Here is a 21,153-nt window from a genome sequence, read left to right on the forward strand (position 1 = left end):
ACTCTATATATTTTGTTTAGATTCTTGGAATAATCGTAGTTTATCAGGGAAATATATTTTAAATGTAGTGCCAGTATCTTCTTGAGAATCTACACTTATGCGTAACCCTAATTTTTTGCACAAGGTTTCACAAAGGTATAAACCCATACCAGTAGATTTAACATAGTTTCTACCATTGGTTCCCGTGAACCCACGTTTAAAAATTCTCTCAATATCAGATGAAGCTATACCTATACCATTGTCTGATATTAACAATAAAGTACCGTTTTCTACTTTTTTAGCAATAAAGGATAATTGAAGTGGATTATGATGATATTTGATAGCATTATCTATTAATTGCTTTAAAATAAAAATAATCCATTTTGAATCAGATGTGACTTTCAAATCAAGGTTATCCTTATATATACTACCATTGGCACGAATAATACTTAGAGATAATGATTTAATAGCTAAATTTACAGCTTTATCAAGTGTAAATGTTTCTATTCTATAATCTTGAGTTAAAGTACTACTTCTTGCATAGTATAGAGCTTGTTCAACATAACCTTCTATTTTTAATAGTTCTTCTTGAATAAGGATGTTTTCAGGTGTCTTATGGTTACTTAAAATTAACTTTAGTGCAGTGATTGGTGTTTTTATTTCATGTACCCAAAGTTCAATGTAGTCTGTATAATCACGTTGAGCGTTTTTCAAAGAGAACATACAATCATTCATGTATTTTGTTGCTTCATTTAAGATGTTGTAGAAGAATTTCCCTGAAAAAAAAGGGGGTTCCTCTACAATATCTGCGATATATGTTTTTTCTTTGATTTGTTGTGAAATATTTTTTATTTCATTATAATATTTACTTAATTGATAGTATTTAACTATAATCGGTGTGAAAAAGAAAAATAGAAGAATTAAATCTATTACTATTACTAAACTTCCATTTTCATTATACAAGTAGAGGACACTAGAGATAATTAGCAATGATAGTAAATGAAAAAGTATTGCTAACTGTTTTTCCTTAAAAAATTCAATTAAACTCATAACTGATAACCCTGTCCTCTCTTCGTTAATAAATATTTTTTTAAACCGATCGATTCCAATTTGCGCCTTAACCTCGATATATTAACATTTAAGGTATTTTCATCAACAAAATCTCCGTTTTGCCATAGCTCATTCATTATTTCATCTCTAGAAACCACGTTTCCTTTATTCATCATCAATAATCTAAGAATACATAATTCATTCTTTGTAAGTTCTATTTCTATATTATTATAAATAGCTTTGCTCTTTAATATTTCCAGTGTTAAATCTTTATAAGAAAGCATAGCACTTTTGGAAATTTCGTAAGTTCTCTTTAAAACGGATTGAATATGAGCTAAAAGGATTTGTAAATCATATGGTTTTGTAATAAAGTCATCTGCTCCTATTTGAAGACTTAATAGTTCGTCAAAGGAAGTGTCACGGCTAGTTACTATAATAATGGGCACAGAAGACAATTTCCGAATTTCACGACACACTTGAAAACCGTCTTGAAAAGGAAGGTTAAGATCTAAAATAATTAAATGCGGCATGCTTTGTAGAGCATCTTCTACAATTTTTGAGAAATCGTCGCCACTTATGCATTCATACCCATATCTCTCTAGAAAATCAAAAAGTTCCTTTCTGATAATTGGATCATCTTCGATAATGAATATTTTCATTTTTAATCTCCCCTTATTTGAACCAATGAATGGTTTTATTTCCATAATTTATACCTTTTCATTATATTATAGTGCATAGTAAGTAAACTTACAAAACGGTAATATTATGATACAATAATCGATTTTTTGTTAATTCATTGAATGGTAATATTATGGTAGAAAAAGGATAAGTCATCCATAAAAGGAGTTAAATTGGGAAGTGAATACAATATTAAAAGTTGAAAATATTGAAAAGGTGTATGGTAATAAGGGTAATGTAACCCATGCATTAAAAAACATTTCATTTGAAGTGCAAAAAGGCGATTTTATAGCAATTATGGGACCAAGTGGAAGTGGTAAATCGACTTTACTTAATTGTATTTCAACCATTGATACTGCTACGGCTGGTCATGTATTTATAGATGGCGAAGATGTCACAAAATTAAAGGGCCATAAATTATCAAAATTTAGAAGTGAGAAGTTAGGTTTTATATTTCAAGAATATAATTTACTAGATACACTGACTGCTTTTGAAAATGTTTCTTTGGCATTATCTATAATTAATTATCCAGTGAATGAAATTGAACATGAAGTCGATAGAGTTGCAGCCGCTTTGGATATAAAGGAAGTATTGTACAAATACCCATATCAAATGTCAGGAGGACAACAGCAGAGAATTGCGGCAGCGAGAGCCATTGTTACAAGGCCTACATTATTATTAGCCGATGAGCCAACAGGGGCTCTTGATAGTAAATCTGCTAAAATGTTGCTGAAAAATTTAGAAATATTAAATCAGCAACAAGATGCCACAACTTTGATGGTTACTCATGATCCTTATAATGCTAGTTATTGCAGAAGGATTATTTTTCTAAAGGATGGAGAAATTTTTAATGAACTAATACGAGGAAAAGATGATCGTAAAACTTTCTTTAATCGAATAATGGAGGTTGTTGCACTACTAGGAGGAAATATCAATGATGAGTTTTAAATTGATATATAAAAATGTAGGCAGAAGTATTAAAGATTATGCTATTTATTTTCTAACTCTTGTTTTAGGTGTCAGCCTATTTTATGCATTTAATTCCGTATCATCACAACCAGCTTTAAATGATTTAAATTATTCTATGGAGATTTTTGGGGATGCATTAGTTACGTATATTGGACTTTTAACAAGGTTTATTGCAATTGTTTTTGCTTTTCTCATCATATATGCCAATCAATTCATAATGAAGCGAAGAAAAAAAGAAATGGGTATTTATATGACATTAGGGATGAGTAAATGGCGGATATCCTTTATTTTTGTAGGTGAGACCTTTTTGGTAGGGTTATTTGCTTTAATTATAGGCCTTGGGCTAGGATTTTTAATGTCTCAAGTTATTTCGATATTAGCTTTAAAAATGTTTGTAGGTGATGCAGTAGGATATAAATTGTTGTTATCAAAAGAAGCTATAAAAGAAACTATTATAAGTTTTTCAATTATTTATATTATAGTAGCACTTTTTAATACTCGTAATATTATGAACATTAAACTTATCGATTTATTAACTGCGAATCGTAAAAATCAAGAGTTAAAGGTCTATAACAAATGGGCGACAAGTAGCCTTTTTTTAGTAGCAATTACTTTAATAACTACTGGAATACTATTGTTAATGAAATTAGGACTTGATAAGAATTATTTAACTGTGATAGTCTCGCTTCTTGGTGTTGGTATTATTTTGTTTTATTATACCATTTCCAGTGTGATGGTGTTCTTGGCTAAAAGAAACAAAAAGCTGTATTTTAAAGAACTAAATTCATTTTTGTTTCGACAATTCGGAAGTAAAATGCAAATCAATTTTCTAGTAATAAGTATCTTAAGTGCATTACTGATAGCTTCACTAGTTGTTCTAGGTACAGGATTTAGTGTTACAAGTTCTATGAATAAACAAGTTACCACGGCAACCCCATTTGACTTAACAATTGTAAAACCATATGAGGATAACAAAAATCTTTTAGAAACAGCAAAACAAGATGGCATTCCACTTAAAGAAAATCTTAAAAGTTATGTAGAGATAATGTTGTTTAATGCCGATTTAACTTATGGAGAATTGTTTAAAGAGCAACAAGTAAAACTATCTGATTTAGAACAAGAGATACTTATGTCAAAAGTTACTTTAATAACTGAAACAGATTACAATAAAATATTGGAACTATCTGGAGAAGAGGGAATTCAGTTAGGAGAAAATAAATTCATTATTAATGCAAACTATGAACCTTTTAATAAACATATTCAATATTTCTTAAATAATGAAGGGAAAATAAGAATTGGTGATAAGGAGCTCACTCCTGCAAACAAAAAAATATTTGGTAACATTACTTACTTAACAAATTCAACAAGGGCAAATGATGTAGGAACAGTGGTTGTTCCAGACAATATGAAAAATTATATGAATCCTGATAGTTTCTTATTGAATGGTGTTTTTCCCTCTCAAGAAATTGAGGGGACGGTCTATAAAATAATGAATAATAAATGGATTGAAAAATCTCTTGAAGGAGAGATTTATTATGTAACTAAGAGTGTGATACAAGACACTTACTTTGGCATATTTGGAGTAATAGCTTTTATTAGCAGTTACTTAGGAATAATTTTAATGATTGTCACGTTATCGGTACTAGCATTACAGCAATTAACAGAAACTCAGGATAACAAAGAAAGATACCTGACATTATCGAAAATTGGTGCAAATAAAAAAATGATTAATAGGTTGTTATTTAGACAAATTGGATTTTATTTTATTTCACCTTTAATTTTAGCTAGTTTCATATCAATCTTTACTACTAAGGTTGTATTAGAAAAATTAGAACCATTTTTTGAAGTTTCTATCAAACAGAATATGTTTTTAAGCTTTGGTATTATTTTGTTGCTATATGTAATATATTTCATTGCAACTTATCAGAGTGCAAAACAGGTAATTTTAGACAATAGACTTAAATAAAAGGAGTAGATAATATGACTGAATTTCTAATGGGTTTTGGATTATCGGAGGGAATAGTTGAAACTATTAAATGGTGGATTCCGTATTTAAGTTTTATAATGATCATAATCATCGTAACTATTTTATTTAAGGTTATCCGTAAAAAGAAAATAAAGAATTCGCAAAATTAATAAGCCATTTAGTTTATAAAAGTATTATTCTTGGTTAAATGATCTTAGAACTAACTTTCACTTTTAAATGACTGGCTCCACATAATTTTTTATATAAATGCACGTTACTATTGACAATTGAAGCAGTCAAAAATAATAGCGTATTCAACTTAAACCCAGTGCTTTTCTGGCCTTATGATCCATTGCTTTAGAATCACAAGTTGAGGAAATCGCTAGCATACTTAAGGATCATTTAGAGAAAGAGAAGTAAATGTTATAAAAATGCCCAAGTGGAATGATTACCACTTGGGTTTTTCTACTACGTATCTAAAAACCGAGGAAGGCGGGCAAGCATACAAGGTAGGACGCTCACATGGTCCTCCTCATCAAACTTCACATAATTAGTATGAATGTTTTGCTCGCTTAATCGCTTCAATCGTTCAGCCGCTAAATCAGCTCCCTCTAACATATCAGGCAACTCGTTAGCACCGATTGTGAGTAAGAGATTAATAGCATGCTGACTGTTCCAATCTTCAAAAAATCTGTCTATTACTTGTAGTACTGCATTGTCAGCCCACCAAACAGAGGGACTGCCAGCTACAATATGACTGAATAAGTGAGGTCTTGCACATAAAGCATATAGTGTGAAAAGACCGCCTAAGGAATGACCAACAATCGCTTGCTTCTTTTTATTGATAGGCCATTCCTTTGCTATAGCAGGCATGAGCTCGTGTTCAATAAAATCTAAGAATTCATTGGCTTTGCCGTTTGGAGGCCAAGGCGTTCCATCTGGACGTGGTGGCAGATGTTCTTTGCTAACAGGTAGTGTAAAATCGAGACAGCGTCGCTCCATATCAAAAGGTTCCTTTGAGGGATAACCGATGCCAATAACAAGAATAGGATCATAGCCTTTTGGTTTACGTGTTTGTAATTTCACTGCCTCTGCAAGTGTTGGAAAAAGAGCGTCCCCATCTAAAACGTAGATAACAGTATAACCATCTGCTGGTGGTGCATCTGTTGGGGCTGCAATTAAAATGCGATAGTCTAGCTGTTGACGAGATGTCATGGCAAAATCAAAGTAGTTTTCGGATGTATATGGTTTCTTTGTCATTATTGTCATGGCGCTAGAAACTCCAATACATCTTCTATTACTCTACCTTGTGCATGAATACCACCATTTAGCCAGTAATCCTCAGATGTTTCAAATACTTGATTGTTTTTGAAGGCCGCTGTACTTTGCCAAATTTGACTGTTCTTCAACTCATTTAAAAATTCATCCCCAAGATTACCATCATTGATTAGGAAAATATAATCGGCATCCAGTTCAGGTAGAATCTCCAATGATACTTCGAAGGCACCATTTTTCACGTAGCTGCTTTGTTCAAATCCTAATTCATGTGTCAGGACATATCCACTAAAATACTCATCAGTCATGAAAAACATACCTCTTGCATTAAAGCGAATTAAAGCAATTTTTTTACCTTTTGTTATAGAGGATAGCTTTGTTTTTGCTACATCTACTTTTTCTTGATAATCCTTTAAAGCTTGCTCAGCCTTGTCTGTTTCATCAAGTAGTTGCCCTAAAACTTTAATAGAGCCTTCTAAATTACTTGCAGCATTATTAAAAACATAGGTTGGTGCGATTTTTGCATATTTTTCATAGGTGCCATTTTCCACATAAAATGAATTATGCAAAATAATTAAGTCTGGTTTATCTGCCATAATGGCTTCGGCTGATGGGGGACCGCTTGCAAAGCTAATTTCTGGTATACCCTGTAGCTGATCTTGTAAATAAAGCTGTGGCTTAACACCGTTAGACCATTGCATAGTAGGCTTGATACCAAGAGCTAGTAATGAATCCTCCATGACAGGTGCAAAAATTTTAGTAGGCTTAGCCGGTAGTGTTACTTCATTCCCGACCTCATCTTTTAGTGTTAGCGGGTAAACACTTTGCTCCTTTGTACTTTCTGAGGATGCCTGCGTTTCTACCTGTTCCTCTTTATTGCTTGATTGGGTATTGCAGGCGGAAAGTATGCCGATAGTTAGCAAAAACATCGCTAATAAATAGGCAGATTTTATAATTGTATGACATTGATTACGACAATTTTGTTTCATTGTTCATCAAAGTCTCCTTCCAGTGATAATCATTCTCAAATGGAATTATAAATCACTGTCTGATACGTTACCATGGACGGGGACAGGAAAAGGATTTGGATTTTTTCCGGTTAGCATAAGTAACATTTCATCTAGCATTCGGCTTATAGCAATAGCTGAGTATTCGAACCAAGGATTCGAAGGTAAAACATAGACATGTCCATTTTTTACAGCACGGAGCTCTTTCCAACGATCAAGGTATTGTAGAGTAAGCCAATAATTTCGGGTTGGTGAATCTGGACAAATGATAAATAGCAAACGGTCAGGGTCTATATTTACTAGCTGATCAAATGTAATATGCTCATTATATGTTTGTTGGCGAGCATCGACAGAACGAAGCTGTAAATCTGTAAACAGTACATCCTGAATCCCTTTATTACAATACATAAATAATTGATCACCGCATAAACGAAGAACGGCAAACGTATCATTTCCAGCAACTTGATTAATTTCTAATCTCGCCTGTAATACCTTTTGTTCATATGTTTGAATGAAGCGCTCACCTACGCTTTTCTTTTTAACAGCTACAGCTAATTCTCTCAGCTGTGTTCGCCAATCCTTCGCTTGTATAAAGATATTTTGGATGCCAATTGTTTGAAGCCAATCAAGCATGGAGAGGGAGGGTTCCTCTTGAAAAATATGAATATCTGGCTTAACAGAGGCTAATTTTTTGAAGTTGTCCTCTGATTCTGTATCAAATATATTAACATGCACGGGAATTTTCTCTTGATAATGATGGTAATAATAAGGACTCCATTTAGCATTCAGCGGAGCTGCAACTGGTATTATACCAAGCGCTAATAAATTTCCAGTAGCGGAGACCGAAAAAGTAGAAATACGCTGGCGAGCCATCTTACTATAAGCAGAAGGTGAAATCCCAACTTCCTTTTTAAATTTTCGGCTAAAATAAAATTCGTCACTGTAGCCTACTTTTCTAGCAATCTCACGAAGTAATAAATCGGTATCACGCAGTAATTGCTTGGCATGTCCGATACGTAGCGCCGTTAAATAATCTGTGGCACTTTGACCGAATGCCTTTTTAAATGCCTCTCCAAAGTAGCTGGAACTCAGACCCGAAATGAGTGCTAGATGCTTAATCGTGAGAGGTTGATGATGGTTTTTAGCAATATAATCTCGAATATCCTTTAATGATATTTGAGTTGTCATATCTGTTATACTTTCCGTTTTCATATAAATGTCACCCCTTATTATAAGTATGAGAATTACTTGGTAGTAACCAATAGCTTTGGTAATGCACCGAGTAACTTCTCTCTTGTAAAGGCATCTCCGTAATTCCACTTTGTTGCATCCACTAAATAAGCATGGTTAGTTTGTACAGCAGTGAGTCCTTTCCAAATATCGCTATTAATCAATTCCATCGTAGCCATTTGCGATTCGGGTTTATCAGATAACAACATAAAGATGCGGTCACCAGCATACTGAGGTAAGTGATCTATTGGTATTTCTTTATACCCCTCGCCTGCTTGAAGTAGTTTTTTGACTTGAGGGTGCGGCTGAAATCCATCTGGATGGAAAAGGGCAGGGGATAGACCTGTACAGCCCATAATAAAAAGGCGTTTGCCATGATCAAAAGTCAAAACAGATGCTGTTTCGCCAGGCTCTATGACTGTTTGTAGCTGCTGCCACATAGTATTTTCTTGGATTTTAAAATATTCTAGCCAATCTACTGCACGCTGTTGTTGGCTAAGCCACTGCCCTAATAAAAGGACGCGTTCCTCCAATGAATCCCAGGAATTTAGGGTTACCGTTGGTGCAATAGAAGATAGTGCTTGATATTGCTGCTCGTCATTATTTGTAAAGATAATTAAATCAGGGTTCAGCTGCGAAGATTTTTCAAGATTGATTGGAAAGGCAACATCTTGAATATAAGGAACATGGTTTTTATAGAAGGATTTACTAATAGAGGTTTTGTCTCCGCCTATTGGCTGCACATCAAAAATCAACATATCCCCAAACGTTTCTCCATGATAAATAACACGATGTGGTGAACGAGGGATTGCTACCTCATGTCCTGTCCAATCTTTTACAACAGTTTTTTGTTTATATTGTCGTGCAAACTGTTTTGGAGGAATTCCAATTACCTGTCGGAAGCGGCGATTAAAATAATATTCATCATCAAATCCCACTTGCTGCGCAATATCTTTTAATGGCTCATTTGTTTGTAGCAATAATTCTTTGGCATTTGTAAGACGTAAATCTGTAATATAATCTAGCGGTTTCTTCCCAGTTAAGGTTTGGAAGATCGCACTATATTGCCATTGAGCTATACGAGCGAGTTCCGCTAGCTTTTTCACCGTTAAAGGAAGTTGAAAATAGTTATGTATATAGTCAATGGTTTCTTCAACTACCTTTGTCATTGACAACTGGTAGTTCTTTTGAAGCTGATATTCAAATAATAAATTTAATAGTTCATACAACAGTCCTTGTTGTTTAAGAAAATCCAATTTAGGATTTAAATTATCCAGATCTTCGGTAAGACGAATTAAGCGTGTATAAGGATAAATTGTATATTCCACTTCATCAGAAAAAATAGATCCTAGATGTGGGGAAAGGTGCTTATGTTTTAGCTGAAAGGCTGAAAAAGTAATTTTATAGAAACAGTAACCATTATTTATATCCGATAAATCAATCATAGAACGGGGCTGTACCAGAAAAATTTTTCCCTTCGTCACCAAATAAGGTATATCAACGTCCCACAGCCATCTGTAAAAAGTATCATCGTATGATGAGAAGTCGAGATAAACGGATAGCTCTGCGAAATACAGTCAATATTTTCTAAATGAAATAGTAAATCCTTGTTAATAGAAGCTGATTTGTTGTCTTCCATCTGTTCACTTCCTTAGTAAATGAAAATGATTATCAATTAAATGTATTGTATAAAAAGTAAAGAGACATTTCAACAAAGATGAAATGTCTCTTGTTAGCTATTTTTTTAACATAGTAGGTAGTTGTGATAACAGCCATTCTCTTGTTGAGGCATCGCTATCACTTTTTTCAATATCAATGGTGTAGACATGACCGTTCTTCACAGCTGGTAGGTTTTTCCAAATTGGACTTTCCATCATTTCTTTTGTCGATTGTTTTGCTTCATCATCGACTGGTGTGAGGATGAATATTCGATCACCAGCATATTCAGGAAGAAGTTCTGTGGAGATTTCAGCAAAGCCTGTTCCATCATCAAGAATTTTTTGTATTTTGTCACCAGGCTTAAGCACATTTGAATCGTATAAAACTTGAGAAAGTCCAGCACGTGCCATGACAAATAATCGGTCTCCTGGATAATATGTTAAAACCGATGCCGTTTCATCTGGTTTAATGATGTCATCAGCTACAAGCGACTCCCACATTTTATCCGCTTTTTCTGTATAAGCATCCATCCATTGAGTCGCTTCTTCTTTCTTATTTAGTATATCGCCCAGCTCGGTTAAACGTTGGTTTAATGGCGCAAAAGTATCAAACACGATAGTTGGAGCGATTTTAGAAAGCTGTGAATATGTCTTATCATCAGAAGTACCAATAATAATAAGGTCAGGCTTTAATGACAATGTTTTTTCCACATTAATAGGAAAACCAACGTCCTCCACATCTTTTACGCGATCTTCCCAAGCATAATTTGTAATCCAAGAGAAGCCAGCACCAACTGTTTTGATATTCAATGCAAGTAAATCACCGTATCCTTCTCCATGATAAACCACTCTCTCAGGATCTACAGGAATTTCAACCTCACGACCTAAATAATCCTTATAAAGGCGAGTTGTTGATGCTGATGTTGTTGTCTCTTCCTTCTTCGTTTCTCCATTGGTAGAACCACAAGCAGCCAGTATGATACTAACCAGTAATAATAAGCTATAAATGAGCATATGTCGCTTTAATTTTTTCATGTCTCTTCCTCCGTAAATGATAATCATTATCGATATAGGCTAGCATAAATTAGTCAGTGGCCTAGAACAATGGATAAAATGAAAAAGGGCCATTAAGGTTTATCCAAAAATCTAACTTTAACCTTAAAATAAAATCCGTTTTACCGTATAAGTATCCTTCCATTGGTGGAAAATGGACCTTTCATTGGACTACGATTCGTGTAATGAAAGGGGGTTAAAAAATGAAAAATTATTGGGTGTTTGTCATAGCAGGAATGCTATTAATTGTTAAAACTACGGGATTTCGCATGGCATATGGAGTTATATTGCCGTTTATGCAGGAGGGAATGTATTTCACAACCGCCCAATCTGGTTACCTAGGAACAATACTGTTTTTAGGTTATTTACTAACAGTAGGGATTTCTGGAGTACTTACTAATCGTCGTTTTGTTAGCGTTTTGTACAAAAAGCAACCAGACATAATGCTACAAGGTGATCTTCTAGATATGGAGCTATGATGCGTTAGGGATTTTTAGGAATGGTCACTTCATGTGCTATTGAATCTGTTAAGACTTGATTGGAGTTTGCAACCTTTGACTTCTCTGCTGTGGAAGAGGATTAAGTTCCGCATGCAGCCAAAAGGATGGAAATCATTAAAATGCCAGTTAAAAAGGCATTCTTTTTTATAAAGTTTTTCAAAGCTGTAAGCCTCCTAATTCAATTGATTTCTCTCATTCTATTCCATTATAATGAAAATGATAATCAATATCAATTTGCTGTTTAGGAGATAGAGTTTAAATGTACAAAGACAATCAGTTACTGTCCCATCTTTTTTATCAACCTATACAAATAGTGAAATTAAATGAAATGTTAAGTGACATAGTACAATTCACCTACCCATTTATGGTCATAGTATATGAGGGATATATAGAGTGTACGCTTCAAGGTAGGCACGTTAGGCTTAGTTCAAATTCTGTTATGCTTATAGAAAATACTGACGATTTTCATCTTCTTGAAACATGCGAAAGCAGAGGAATCGTCATTCAATATTGTGTATATGGTTACAAAACTGATCGTTTATTGCAAGATTCTATCGTAATTGAGCAATGCTCCTATCGACTGATGAATTTAGCTAAAGAAGTAGAAAAAGAAGCGAACACTGAGAGCAATAATCCGTTTCGTTTACAAAAAATATTTGGTGAAATGCTAGAAGTGTTATACAGCCATTTACGTGATAATAATCAAAAAAAAGAAGGACTATGGATTGATAAAGTACTTCATTATATTAATCTACATTTTCGTGAAGAATTAACAAGAGAGCAGATGGCTGAAAAAGCACAAGTAAGTCCAGAACATTTTTCTCGTACGTTTCATAAGCACACAGGCTATACATATAGTGAATATTTAACATTACTAAGAATACGAGAATCACAGAAAAGGCTATTGTTTACAATGCCTAAATTAGATGAGCTTGCCGAGGAAGTTGGCTACAATGAGGGAACTTATTTAAGTCGGAAATTTAAAGAAAAAGTAGGTGTAACACCAACAGTCTATTATCAGAAATCGAAGCGTGTCCTTGCACTCAATACCAATCATACAGCATGCTTACTAGCTCTTGGTATTACGCCAGTGTTGGGTGTATACTCTCCTTTTCTAGAGGGTATCAAGCCTGTCCCTGGTACGCAGAAACTGAAAGGCTATGAGTATGATATTGCTTCAAATTATCAGGCGATTACAGCAGCATGTCCAGATATTATTATTAACTACAGTGGGGGTGATGAAAAACCATTATTACTGTCAGTAGCTCCTATATTCGAGCTACCATGTAGAGAATTAAGCTGGCGAGAGCAATTTAGGTTGATTGCCCATATCGTTGATAGACAAGAAGTATGTAAGAGCTGGCTCCAGCAATATGATGAACAGATAGCTCAGTGTAACGTTATTCTTGACCAACAACTTGGAGCAAGGGGGACTGCTATTGTTTGGGAAATAGGTAGTCATCAAGCATATTGTTTAAATAGTAGTCATGGAAGAGGGAGTCATATACTGTACGATGATTTGGGCTTTAGTCGACCAGCTGCGATTGTCACACGAAATATTGAACAAACAGGTTACTTATCAGTAGATATTGAAGATATTGCTTATTTTTCAGCGGATTATATATTCGTCACTGCTCTTCCTCCAAAAGATTTTGGAAAAGAGCATCTCTTGAGGGTATTACATTCAGAAAAATGGCAGTCACTTACAGCGGTGCAAAAGAAACAGGTGTATTTTTTGAATCAGTATGAATTATTTTATGGATATGACCCATTATCTACAGCTACTCAATTACAAAAATTAATGGAAGTATTAACATCATAAATATACAGGGGAACAAATCACTTTCATACATAGACAGTTATTTTACATTCTTCTACAATTAATGAGAATGATTATCGATTGGTATGTGTGGAGGGAAAAAATTGCTGAAACAAAATAGAAAATTCATAGCGCCACTATTTCTTTTAATATTGCTTCTGTTAACGGCTTGTGGAGAAAAGGAGAAAAATTCTAGTCCGACTGCAGAGCAAGATACAAAAGAAGCAGAGACAAAAACGGTTCAGACGACAAATGGTGAGGTTGTTATTCCGACTAGTCCTCAGCGTATTGTAGCAGAGGAGTATATTGCAAGTTTGCTTGTATTAGATGTGAAACCTGTGGGAGCTCCTGGGTTGGCACTTGAAAACTATTATTTAAAGGATGCATTAAAGGATGTAGAAGAAATCGGTGATTATGGGAAACCGTCGATTGAGAAGATAATAGCGCTCAAACCTGACTTGATTATTACTGGCAATGGGGAAAATTATGATGCTTTAAGTAAAATTGCCCCCACAGTTGTCATTCCCTATGGTGAATTGAAGGATGCACACGAAGAACTTACATATTTCGGTGAGTTGCTTGGCAAAGAGCAAGAAGCTAAGGATTGGCTGGCGCAATATGATCAAAGGATTGCCGATGCCAAAGCACAGGTAGATGCGATTATTCCAGAGGATGCAAGCTTCTCTATTATAGAGGATGCAGGCAAAACGTATTACGCATATGGTGATAATTTTGGACGTGGTGGACAACCAGTCTATCAGGCACTTGGTCGCAAACCACCTGCTAAAGTAGCAGATGAAATGATGGAAAAGCAGTGGGCTGAAATTTCCGAAGAGGTGCTGGCAGATTATGCAGGAGACTACATTATTTTGACTTCAGATGATCGCACAGTTGAAGATTTTAAGAAAGATTCTATATGGGGTAGCTTGCCAGCCGTAAAAAATGATCATCTTTATGTTTGGCCAGAGGAGCGCTCATGGTATTATGACCCAACAGCCGTGTTGGCTCAGGTAGAAGAATTAACAACCTGGCTCACGAATAAAAAATAAGCTAAGTAATTGGAAATGCTAGTACAACATACTAAACAAAATTAAGTGGAATTCCATAAAATCACTCAGGCATTGGATTGTTTGGGTGATTTTTCTATGCTTATACAGTTTTATGTTGAGAATGATTATCAATTATAATAAACTTGTAGGTAGTGAAGAATTGGAAGGAATGATGTAGGATGCTACCAAAAGAGGAGTTTCTATTTCTTTGGAATCATGCAACGATCAAAGTGCTCGATTTAAGATATGAGCTATTCAAACCTGAGGAAATCGGAAAATCATATAAATTGCCTGCAAATATGTTTCTTTATGCCACAGGTGGTGGTGCGGAAGTTCAAATCGATTTAATAAACTATACACTAGAGGGCTTTCATCTTATTCACGGTGGAAAGGGCACCACACTACAAATAATGGCTACAGACAAAGGCTTTGAATATTTTTTAATATTTTATCGAGCTTCCATTCCTTTAACCTCAAATAAAATGATAGCAAGGGCGTTACAAACAAATAATCCTTTCAACTATCAATACAGTCTTGTTCCTAACTCACCTATTACAATGTTTGAAAAAATATATTTTATGTATAAGAAGTGGGAAAATGCCAATAACCTCAGCAAATTTACTGTTAAATCGCTATTTTATCAATTATTAAATGAAATTTTCATGCAGTTAGATCAGGACAGTGTCGACATTCAAAAGCTAAATGTCTCTAGTCAAATTAAAGCCTATCTAGAGCAAAATTATGCACAGCCATTGACCTTAGAATCCATTGCGAAGGCATTGCGCTATAGTCCATCTCATTTATCCATTCAATTCAAGCAACAATTAGGTTGTAGCCCGATTGAGTATTTAATTCAGCTACGTATTGAAAAAGCTTCTATTTTGCTTGAGAAGACAAATGCTAGCTTACGCGATATCGCTATGGGTGTCGGCTATAGTGATGTCTATTATTTTAGTAGACTTTTCAAAAAGAGAGTAGGCGTTTCTCCTGCAAAATTCCGTCAAAAGCAAAAAGTAAGTGATCTGATAAAAGATAGTCCTTCAATGTCTGAAAGATACTCCATTGTCGATTGGAGCTTCCAAGATTATATTGAGAATGGTTATCAATATAATGAAAGGAAGTATGAACCAATGAATAAAAGAGGATTATCAGCTATTGCAACACTCTTTCTATGTCTGACGCTTTTATTAAGTGCTTGCAGCAGCGGGACATCAAGCAATACAGGAGGCGGGGAAAAACAAGCCTCTACCACTCAAGCAGTCAGCGTATCACAAACAAAAATTGTCTCTACTATGAAAGGAGACGTAGAAATACCTGTTAACCCTGAGCGGGTAGTGGTGATGTATTATACGGGTGATGTACTAGCTTTTGATGTGACACCAGTGGGCTCCTCTAAAATACAAGAGGGAGCAGCATTTGAGGAAGAATTAAAAACAGTTGAAAGTTTAGGAGAATGGTTTGAACCAAATGTCGAGGCAGTGATTCAATTAAAACCTGATGTCATCATTATTCCAAGTAAGGATGAGCTTTACGATCAAATGCAGAAAATTGCACCTACAATCATGATCGATTTCTCAACCTCACTAGATGAACGTTTAACAAAGATTGGTGAAGTACTAGGAAAAGAGAAAGAAGCAAAAGAGCTTTTAGCTAATTTCTATACAAAAGTAGAGGATAGTCAAAAGAAGCTAAAAGAGGCAGGTATTTCAGATAAAACGGTTAGTATTATGGAAGGCGGCAAAGGAAAAATGTCCGTTGTGACAAGTTATACCTTTGGACGTGGTTCCCAAGCTTTTTATGAGTATTTAGAAATGAAAGCACCAGATATTATTCAAAAGAAAATTGATGATAAAAACAACACCAATGAGGCAATCGATGTTTCTTTAGAAGTATTAACAGATTATGCAGGAGATTATGTGTTCCGCTCATCTTATGACGGAATGGTAGATTTAACAGATCATCCAGTTTGGTCTAATATTCCTGCCATTAAAGAAGGAAGGCTTATCGAAATGGATTTTGGTTTTTGTTACTACAACGACATTTATTCATTATCAAAACAGCTAGATTTCATTGTGGACCAACTAGTTGATACAACTAAAAATTAAAAAATTGATGGTTTACCCCATAAATGATTATTAATACATAACATTTATAGAGAGGTTATATTTTTATTTAAAATGAGACAAATTTGATTATTTGACTTTGTCTATTCTTTTTTAAAGTGCACTTCTAATAATAGAGATTAACTTTTCAAAAAGAAAGAAAGCACTAAAGAAACCAACATTGTTTCTTTAGTGCTTTAATTTAATTTCTTACGATTTGGAACGTGCCAGGAGTAGTAGTTTGGATAATATGACGATTTCCACTGATGGTAAAGTCAGCTGGAACTTGCTTGCCAAAACCATTTGAGCGATTGAAGGAAGAATTGGCTGGTAAGCCTTCAATTATGATTTCCATATTTGCATCAAAGGTTACTGGTTGTTTATTCAATGTAGCTTGAAGAGTAATTCGATTTGCCTTTTTTGTTACTTGAATATCCATAACCCCTTCATCTTCATTGACAAGTGTATAAAGTGGAGGAATAATGATGGTCATTTTGTCTTCTGTTGTTAGAATATAACGTTCCGTGTCATTTTCTGATGCGGCTACATTAATTTTAGCTTTATAGATATTTTTATTTTTTATCATAGCTGTAATTTTCCCTGGGACAGCTGCTGCATCAGATAAAACAGGTGTTTTTGGTATGTTATCTTTTGAAGGAAGTGTGTGTGTTCCTTGTACAAAATCCACTAAAGTCCATACATTTGGGACTAGCTGCTGCTGAACAGGTGTTAATGCTTCAAAAGAAGTTTTGACTGCCTGCACATCCTGAGCTGTCGATGTTTTTGGTGATAAAGCTGCAATAGCGTTTTCAACTTCTTTAGCTGCTGCCTTATCCTTTACAACCAGCTGTTCTGCATCAAGTAATTGCTGCTCGATACCTACAGGTAAAGAAATATTCGAAAACCTACGTAGTGCATTAAGCTCTGCTCGGGCATTGGCTACATCTTTATGGAACGAGAGACGAGATGAATTAATCAATTGAATTTTATTGACCACCTTGTCAACAGATGTATTTGGCGCGATATAGGAAGTTAGAATTTTTTGCGCAGATGCACTTACAAAGGTTTTTTGCGCTGCATTCAGGGTATTATACCAATCTTTTGTTTCAGTAACATTTTGATAATAATTAGAGGACGTAGAATCCACAGAATACAATTTCTCTTCAATTTGTGCTGCAAGCTTACGATAAGCAATTCTTGTCTGCTGATGTGCTGACAATGTGGAGTAGTTCGTAACATACTGTTTTTCTGTTTCCGTTAAAGCATTGTAAGCCTTCAAAGCTGCCTCTAAATTGGTTTGGAAAGTAGCAGTTGTATTGTTAATATTGTTAATTAGTTGTATAACATTTGCCACGTTAGCATTGTAGTTAGCAATTATGTAGGCTGGCTTTGGTATCTCAGTAGCCGATACTGGTGCGCTATAAAGAAGTGAGGGCACGGCCACTAAAGACAGTAATGCTAACTTTTTTTTATTTTTCATATGATGAGAAACCTCCTATTTCCATAATTATTATAGATAAAATTGGCCTCGGTTCGCAGAGGTTATCCAATATATGGTGTTGTTTTAATTTTATCATAGCCTAGGATATTTTTAAGCATTTTTAGATGAATAGGTAGATAGTTGATAGATTTTATTGATAATAATACATATCTTTCGACTCTAAGAGAAATACTCATGGTGACTTCAACACGAGCCAAGCAGTTGTGATAATGAACCGTATGTTTGAGAGAGGGCCAGTATATGATGTGAGAGGAGGTTCCAAATTCTCACGTTTATTTAATCAAGATGGGAAACAGCTTTCAAAATATTAAATGTTAGTGGCAAGAGGTGCTTGTTAATGTTTAGAAATTGTTGAGGAGGTTATGTTAGTTTATTGTTGTGATTATTGTGAGAATCACAACGTACAATTTGAAGAAGGACTAGATAGGCTATGATCTAGTTCTTTATTTTTTAATAAGGGATTGCTAAATGAACCAAATCTACAAGTAAGTTATTGGTATGGTGGCTGATTTTTCAATTACTTAACTTGTCCAGGATTTGTTTAGAAGAGTGTAGTAAGCTATTATTTGTAATCTTGTCAATGTCTTAAATCTTAAATAAACCGAGAAAGACTTGGCTTTTTGTAAGCCTAGTCTTTTTTCGGTTAAGTGATCCTTCAACCAAATGTTGTGTTTTTAGTTATTGTCATGCCTGATATGGACGGTTTAGCATTGGGTGAAAAGATTCAAGAAATAGTAGCAAACCTGTACAAATTTGACGTTTAGAAAAAACTATAGAACTGCTGAACAAATTAATAATAAAGCAAAAAAATTACACCCAAACTAACACTAATCAAGCTTCTTGGTGGTCTTCATGTTGTTTTACCAGATTGTCGTACACAACCGATTAAATGGCGAACTTCTAAAGCAAAGGAACTATTTGCCTACATGCTAGAGCATAAAAATGAAATGATTTACCGTGATACGATTCTAGAGTTATTTTGGCCAGAGTCTGATATTGATAAAGCGCCAAAACAACTTTATACAGCCATTTATACAATACGGAAAACATTGAAAAACTATGGGGTTGAGGGCGTAAAAATTTCAAGTCCTTTGCTAAGTTCTGGCTACAAACTAGTAGTTGAAAATGTTGTAGTGGATGTAGAACAATGGCTATCTCCTCCAATATAGCAGACAACAGTGGATGAACATGAACAAGTATTCCAGATGGATACGGGTGATTATTTAGGAGATTGTGATTATCTATGGGCGGAAAGTGAAAGAGAACGTTTAAGGAGACTATGGTTCCACCATGCTCAGCAACTAAGTGAGTTTTACATAAGAAATGAAAGTTACATTGCTGCTATAAAAGTGCAGGAAAAAGTGCAAAACTATTCGCTGGTGCAGAAGATAACTATTTTACTTAATGAAGCTTTATGAGCTATTGAATAATTCAGCTGCTGTTTAGGAGCAATATTGGCTGTTAAAAAAGATGCTTCAAGAGCACATGGCAGTGGAGCCAAGTAGGGAGGTTGAGGGTTGGTATCGAAGGCGGGAGCAGGCAAATGCTAAGTTTCAAAGTGGATGTGATTAGCTAATATTAAAAGGACTCTGCAAAATGCAGAGACCTTTCTGTCTAGTATTGTAACCCATTTTGCTTCGCATAGTTGTAATTGTTAATTGCATTGCTTAGATTATCATAAGCATTTGAAACTTCACTTTGAGTTGCATCATATTTGTTATCAACGGATTTCGCTTGTTCAATATAAAAATTTAAAATGCTCAAATCATTTTGAGAAGTCCATTTTAAGGTATGATTTACATCACTACCATCTTGAGAAGTTGCAACAATTCCATTTAAAGCAGTTGAAATAAGTGTTTTTAAATTGGATTTATCTACATAATGCCCGTTATTGCCATACTTATAAGCATTTTTATACGTCCAGATAGCATTGTTTAAATTATTGACCGCATTTGCAATTTCAGTTTGAGTAGCGTAAACGTTATTTACAACTACTTGAGCAGATGAAACAGAAGAAGCTAATGCGTTTCTCTCTGTTTGCGTTGTCCAAGGAGTATTATACGGAACATTTGAACCATCCCAAGAAACCGTAACATATTGAACAGAATTAATTAAAGATTGTAATGAAGCTTTATCGCCATAGCCATATTTTGTTCCGCTTTTTTGAGCAGCTTGATAAACAGCTAGAGCATTTTTGTACTGACTGATGGCATTTTTTACTTGTTCTTGGGAGGCACTGTTGTTGTTTGCTACAGCTCTTGTGCTTGCAACTGCTGAATCAAATGCGTTTCTCTCAGCCTGTGTTGTCCACTTGTCTGTTGTTAAAACATCATAGCCGTTTACAGATACTTGTACATATGGTGGGGATGCGATAAGTGTATTAAGTTCCTTCTTATCAATAACAGGTAGTGTCACGGAGACATTTTTATTGTCAACTTGTACATTGTTTACCAGATGTCCTGAATCTAAAGCTACATTAGTACCGCCCTTTACAACGATTTGCTCGATTTTACCCTCACCGTAAAGGCTGAAATCATTTGCCACATCAATTGTAAGCTTTTCTATATTAGACATAGCTTCAAACGATGTAACTTTCCCTACTACATCTACTTTGGAAAGCGTTTGGTCAGAAGATATATTGACTTTAGTACGTTCCAAATTGATGTTTGATGATTTCATATCGATTAAAGTGACGTATAGCCAACTTACCTTTTTCGTTACAATTGGTTTTAGTGTAATTGTTTCATCTACTGCTACTTCATCGAGTGTAACGGCTTTTTTTACTCTGTTTGTAATGATAAGCTGACCATCCACACTAACATCTTGAATCTTTACATAGTCAGCGTTTACAGTAAGATCTCCCGAGATTTGTGCGTCACCTCCATCAAAATAAACAGATTTTTTGCTTGTACCTGCTTTGTTTAATATTAATGAGGTAACGTCCGTAATTTGACCATTTTTCACTACAATAGTCGCTCGGGCATTGGTTAAGGCTGTTTTATTTGAAGTATCAAATAGGGGCTTTAATGCCGAATGAATTCTAAATGTACCGTTAGATGTTATTACAGTATCTTTTGTAATATTTTTGATCGTTACGGATTCACCTATTACTTTTTTTGCTGCTGCTACATGTGTCTCATATGAATTTGATTGAATTTGAGATGATGCGGCATTCGCAGTAGACATTGGTAATACTAGTGTCGCTGTAATAGCCGTGGCCATTAATGTTGATAGCGCTTTATTTTTCATGTAAGTCACTCCAATCATTCTATTTAATAGTTAATATATCATATTTTCCTATAATTTAGAATTCAAAG

17 protein-coding genes and 1 pseudogene are annotated in these 21,153 nt (G+C 34.7%); 8 read left to right on the forward strand and 10 right to left on the reverse strand.

What is annotated here, in order from left to right:
* Positions 1-3 precede the first annotated feature (3 nt).
* Together HCH28_RS13845 and HCH28_RS13850 are read right to left on the reverse strand one after the other, a co-directional pair.
* Entirely contained in the window at positions 4-1,029 is a 1,026-nt protein-coding gene (locus tag HCH28_RS13845) for a sensor histidine kinase (protein WP_221681371.1), read from the reverse strand.
* Complete coding sequence (locus HCH28_RS13850) at positions 1,026-1,688, reverse strand: response regulator transcription factor (RefSeq protein ID WP_221681406.1); 663 nt, start codon at positions 1,686-1,688, stop codon at positions 1,026-1,028. The genes HCH28_RS13845 and HCH28_RS13850 overlap by 4 nt, the downstream gene beginning before the upstream one ends.
* Positions 1,689-1,887: 199 nt before the next feature.
* On the opposite strand from HCH28_RS13850, the gene HCH28_RS13855 reads away from it, so the two are divergent.
* Positions 1,888-2,655: an ABC transporter ATP-binding protein gene (locus HCH28_RS13855; protein ID WP_009373595.1), complete on the forward strand. Its 768-nt coding sequence runs from the start codon at positions 1,888-1,890 to the stop codon at positions 2,653-2,655.
* Positions 2,642-4,642, forward strand: coding sequence for an FtsX-like permease family protein (locus tag HCH28_RS13860; RefSeq protein ID WP_221681372.1), 2,001 nt, complete (start codon positions 2,642-2,644; stop codon positions 4,640-4,642). Before HCH28_RS13855 ends, HCH28_RS13860 begins: the two co-directional genes overlap by 14 nt.
* 468 nt (positions 4,643-5,110) lie before the next feature.
* Here the strand turns inward: HCH28_RS13860 and HCH28_RS13865 are convergent, their stop codons facing one another.
* From HCH28_RS13865 to HCH28_RS13885, 6 genes are all read right to left on the reverse strand, one after another.
* The gene (locus HCH28_RS13865; RefSeq protein ID WP_221681373.1) at positions 5,111-5,911 is read right to left on the reverse strand and encodes an alpha/beta hydrolase; all 801 of its coding nucleotides are present in this window, start codon (positions 5,909-5,911) and stop codon (positions 5,111-5,113) included.
* Positions 5,908-6,906, reverse strand: coding sequence for an ABC transporter substrate-binding protein (locus HCH28_RS13870; protein WP_221681374.1), 999 nt, complete (start codon positions 6,904-6,906; stop codon positions 5,908-5,910). The genes HCH28_RS13865 and HCH28_RS13870 overlap by 4 nt, the downstream gene beginning before the upstream one ends.
* A 45-nt stretch (positions 6,907-6,951) precedes the next feature.
* Positions 6,952-8,136: a helix-turn-helix domain-containing protein gene (locus tag HCH28_RS13875; protein ID WP_221681375.1), complete on the reverse strand. Its 1,185-nt coding sequence runs from the start codon at positions 8,134-8,136 to the stop codon at positions 6,952-6,954.
* A gap of 32 nt (positions 8,137-8,168) precedes the next feature.
* Positions 8,169-9,599 (reverse strand): AraC family transcriptional regulator, encoded by a 1,431-nt coding sequence (locus tag HCH28_RS13880; RefSeq protein ID WP_255601398.1) that lies wholly within the window; start codon positions 9,597-9,599, stop codon positions 8,169-8,171.
* 35 nt (positions 9,600-9,634) lie between these two features.
* Positions 9,635-9,793, reverse strand: a complete 159-nt coding sequence (locus HCH28_RS25065; protein WP_255601399.1) for a hypothetical protein — start codon at positions 9,791-9,793, stop codon at positions 9,635-9,637.
* A gap of 97 nt (positions 9,794-9,890) precedes the next feature.
* Positions 9,891-10,847, reverse strand: a complete 957-nt coding sequence (locus HCH28_RS13885; protein ID WP_221681376.1) for an ABC transporter substrate-binding protein — start codon at positions 10,845-10,847, stop codon at positions 9,891-9,893.
* Positions 10,848-11,068: 221 nt separating this feature from the next.
* On the opposite strand from HCH28_RS13885, the pseudogene HCH28_RS13890 reads away from it, so the two are divergent.
* The 4 genes and pseudogenes from HCH28_RS13890 to HCH28_RS13905 all read left to right on the forward strand — a co-directional run.
* Positions 11,069-11,269: pseudogene (locus HCH28_RS13890) on the forward strand (MFS transporter); the annotation flags it as partial.
* A gap of 355 nt (positions 11,270-11,624) precedes the next feature.
* Positions 11,625-13,187: an ABC transporter substrate-binding protein gene (locus HCH28_RS13895; RefSeq protein WP_221681377.1), complete on the forward strand. Its 1,563-nt coding sequence runs from the start codon at positions 11,625-11,627 to the stop codon at positions 13,185-13,187.
* A 101-nt stretch (positions 13,188-13,288) separates the two neighbouring features.
* The gene (locus HCH28_RS13900) at positions 13,289-14,233 is read left to right on the forward strand and encodes an ABC transporter substrate-binding protein (protein ID WP_221681378.1); all 945 of its coding nucleotides are present in this window, start codon (positions 13,289-13,291) and stop codon (positions 14,231-14,233) included.
* Between the two features lie 179 nt (positions 14,234-14,412).
* Positions 14,413-16,338: an ABC transporter substrate-binding protein gene (locus HCH28_RS13905; RefSeq protein WP_221681379.1), complete on the forward strand. Its 1,926-nt coding sequence runs from the start codon at positions 14,413-14,415 to the stop codon at positions 16,336-16,338.
* A gap of 199 nt (positions 16,339-16,537) precedes the next feature.
* Here HCH28_RS13905 and HCH28_RS13910 read toward each other — a convergent pair whose 3' ends face one another.
* Positions 16,538-17,815, reverse strand: coding sequence for a hypothetical protein (locus HCH28_RS13910; protein WP_202342741.1), 1,278 nt, complete (start codon positions 17,813-17,815; stop codon positions 16,538-16,540).
* Between the two features lie 947 nt (positions 17,816-18,762).
* On the opposite strand from HCH28_RS13910, the gene HCH28_RS25070 reads away from it, so the two are divergent.
* Both HCH28_RS25070 and HCH28_RS25075 read left to right on the forward strand, forming a co-directional pair.
* Positions 18,763-19,005 (forward strand): hypothetical protein, encoded by a 243-nt coding sequence (locus HCH28_RS25070; protein ID WP_255601400.1) that lies wholly within the window; start codon positions 18,763-18,765, stop codon positions 19,003-19,005.
* A gap of 9 nt (positions 19,006-19,014) precedes the next feature.
* Positions 19,015-19,254: a bacterial transcriptional activator domain-containing protein gene (locus HCH28_RS25075; RefSeq protein ID WP_255601401.1), complete on the forward strand. Its 240-nt coding sequence runs from the start codon at positions 19,015-19,017 to the stop codon at positions 19,252-19,254.
* Positions 19,255-19,450: 196 nt separating this feature from the next.
* On the opposite strand, the gene HCH28_RS13920 is transcribed toward HCH28_RS25075, so the two are convergent.
* On the reverse strand, positions 19,451-21,085 hold the full coding sequence (locus HCH28_RS13920) for an S-layer protein (RefSeq protein WP_221681380.1): 1,635 nt from the start codon (positions 21,083-21,085) through the stop codon (positions 19,451-19,453).
* Between the last annotated feature and the right edge of the window lie 68 nt (positions 21,086-21,153).

It is taken from the genome of Lysinibacillus sp. K60 (genome assembly GCF_019731275.1).
Taxonomy (GTDB): Bacteria; Bacillota; Bacilli; order Bacillales_A; family Planococcaceae; genus Lysinibacillus; species Lysinibacillus capsici.

Excerpts from the sequence above, each read along its gene's own strand:
- HCH28_RS13845 (WP_221681371.1), bottom strand. The coding sequence starts at position 1,029 with ATGAGTTTAATTGAATTTTTTAAGGAAAAACAGTTAGCAATACTTTTT.
- HCH28_RS13850 (WP_221681406.1), bottom strand. The coding sequence starts at position 1,688 with ATGAAAATATTCATTATCGAAGATGATCCAATTATCAGAAAGGAACTT.
- HCH28_RS13860 (WP_221681372.1), top strand. The coding sequence starts at position 2,642 with ATGATGAGTTTTAAATTGATATATAAAAATGTAGGCAGAAGTATTAAA.
- HCH28_RS13865 (WP_221681373.1), bottom strand. The coding sequence starts at position 5,911 with ATGACAATAATGACAAAGAAACCATATACATCCGAAAACTACTTTGAT.
- HCH28_RS13870 (WP_221681374.1), bottom strand. The coding sequence starts at position 6,906 with ATGAAACAAAATTGTCGTAATCAATGTCATACAATTATAAAATCTGCC.
- HCH28_RS13875 (WP_221681375.1), bottom strand. The coding sequence starts at position 8,136 with ATGAAAACGGAAAGTATAACAGATATGACAACTCAAATATCATTAAAG.
- HCH28_RS13880 (WP_255601398.1), bottom strand. The coding sequence starts at position 9,599 with ATGATTGATTTATCGGATATAAATAATGGTTACTGTTTCTATAAAATT.
- HCH28_RS25065 (WP_255601399.1), bottom strand. The coding sequence starts at position 9,793 with ATGGAAGACAACAAATCAGCTTCTATTAACAAGGATTTACTATTTCAT.
- HCH28_RS13885 (WP_221681376.1), bottom strand. The coding sequence starts at position 10,847 with ATGAAAAAATTAAAGCGACATATGCTCATTTATAGCTTATTATTACTG.
- HCH28_RS13895 (WP_221681377.1), top strand. The coding sequence starts at position 11,625 with ATGTACAAAGACAATCAGTTACTGTCCCATCTTTTTTATCAACCTATA.
- HCH28_RS13905 (WP_221681379.1), top strand. The coding sequence starts at position 14,413 with ATGCTACCAAAAGAGGAGTTTCTATTTCTTTGGAATCATGCAACGATC.
- HCH28_RS13910 (WP_202342741.1), bottom strand. The coding sequence starts at position 17,815 with ATGAAAAATAAAAAAAAGTTAGCATTACTGTCTTTAGTGGCCGTGCCC.
- HCH28_RS25070 (WP_255601400.1), top strand. The coding sequence starts at position 18,763 with ATGCTAGAGCATAAAAATGAAATGATTTACCGTGATACGATTCTAGAG.
- HCH28_RS13920 (WP_221681380.1), bottom strand. The coding sequence starts at position 21,085 with ATGAAAAATAAAGCGCTATCAACATTAATGGCCACGGCTATTACAGCG.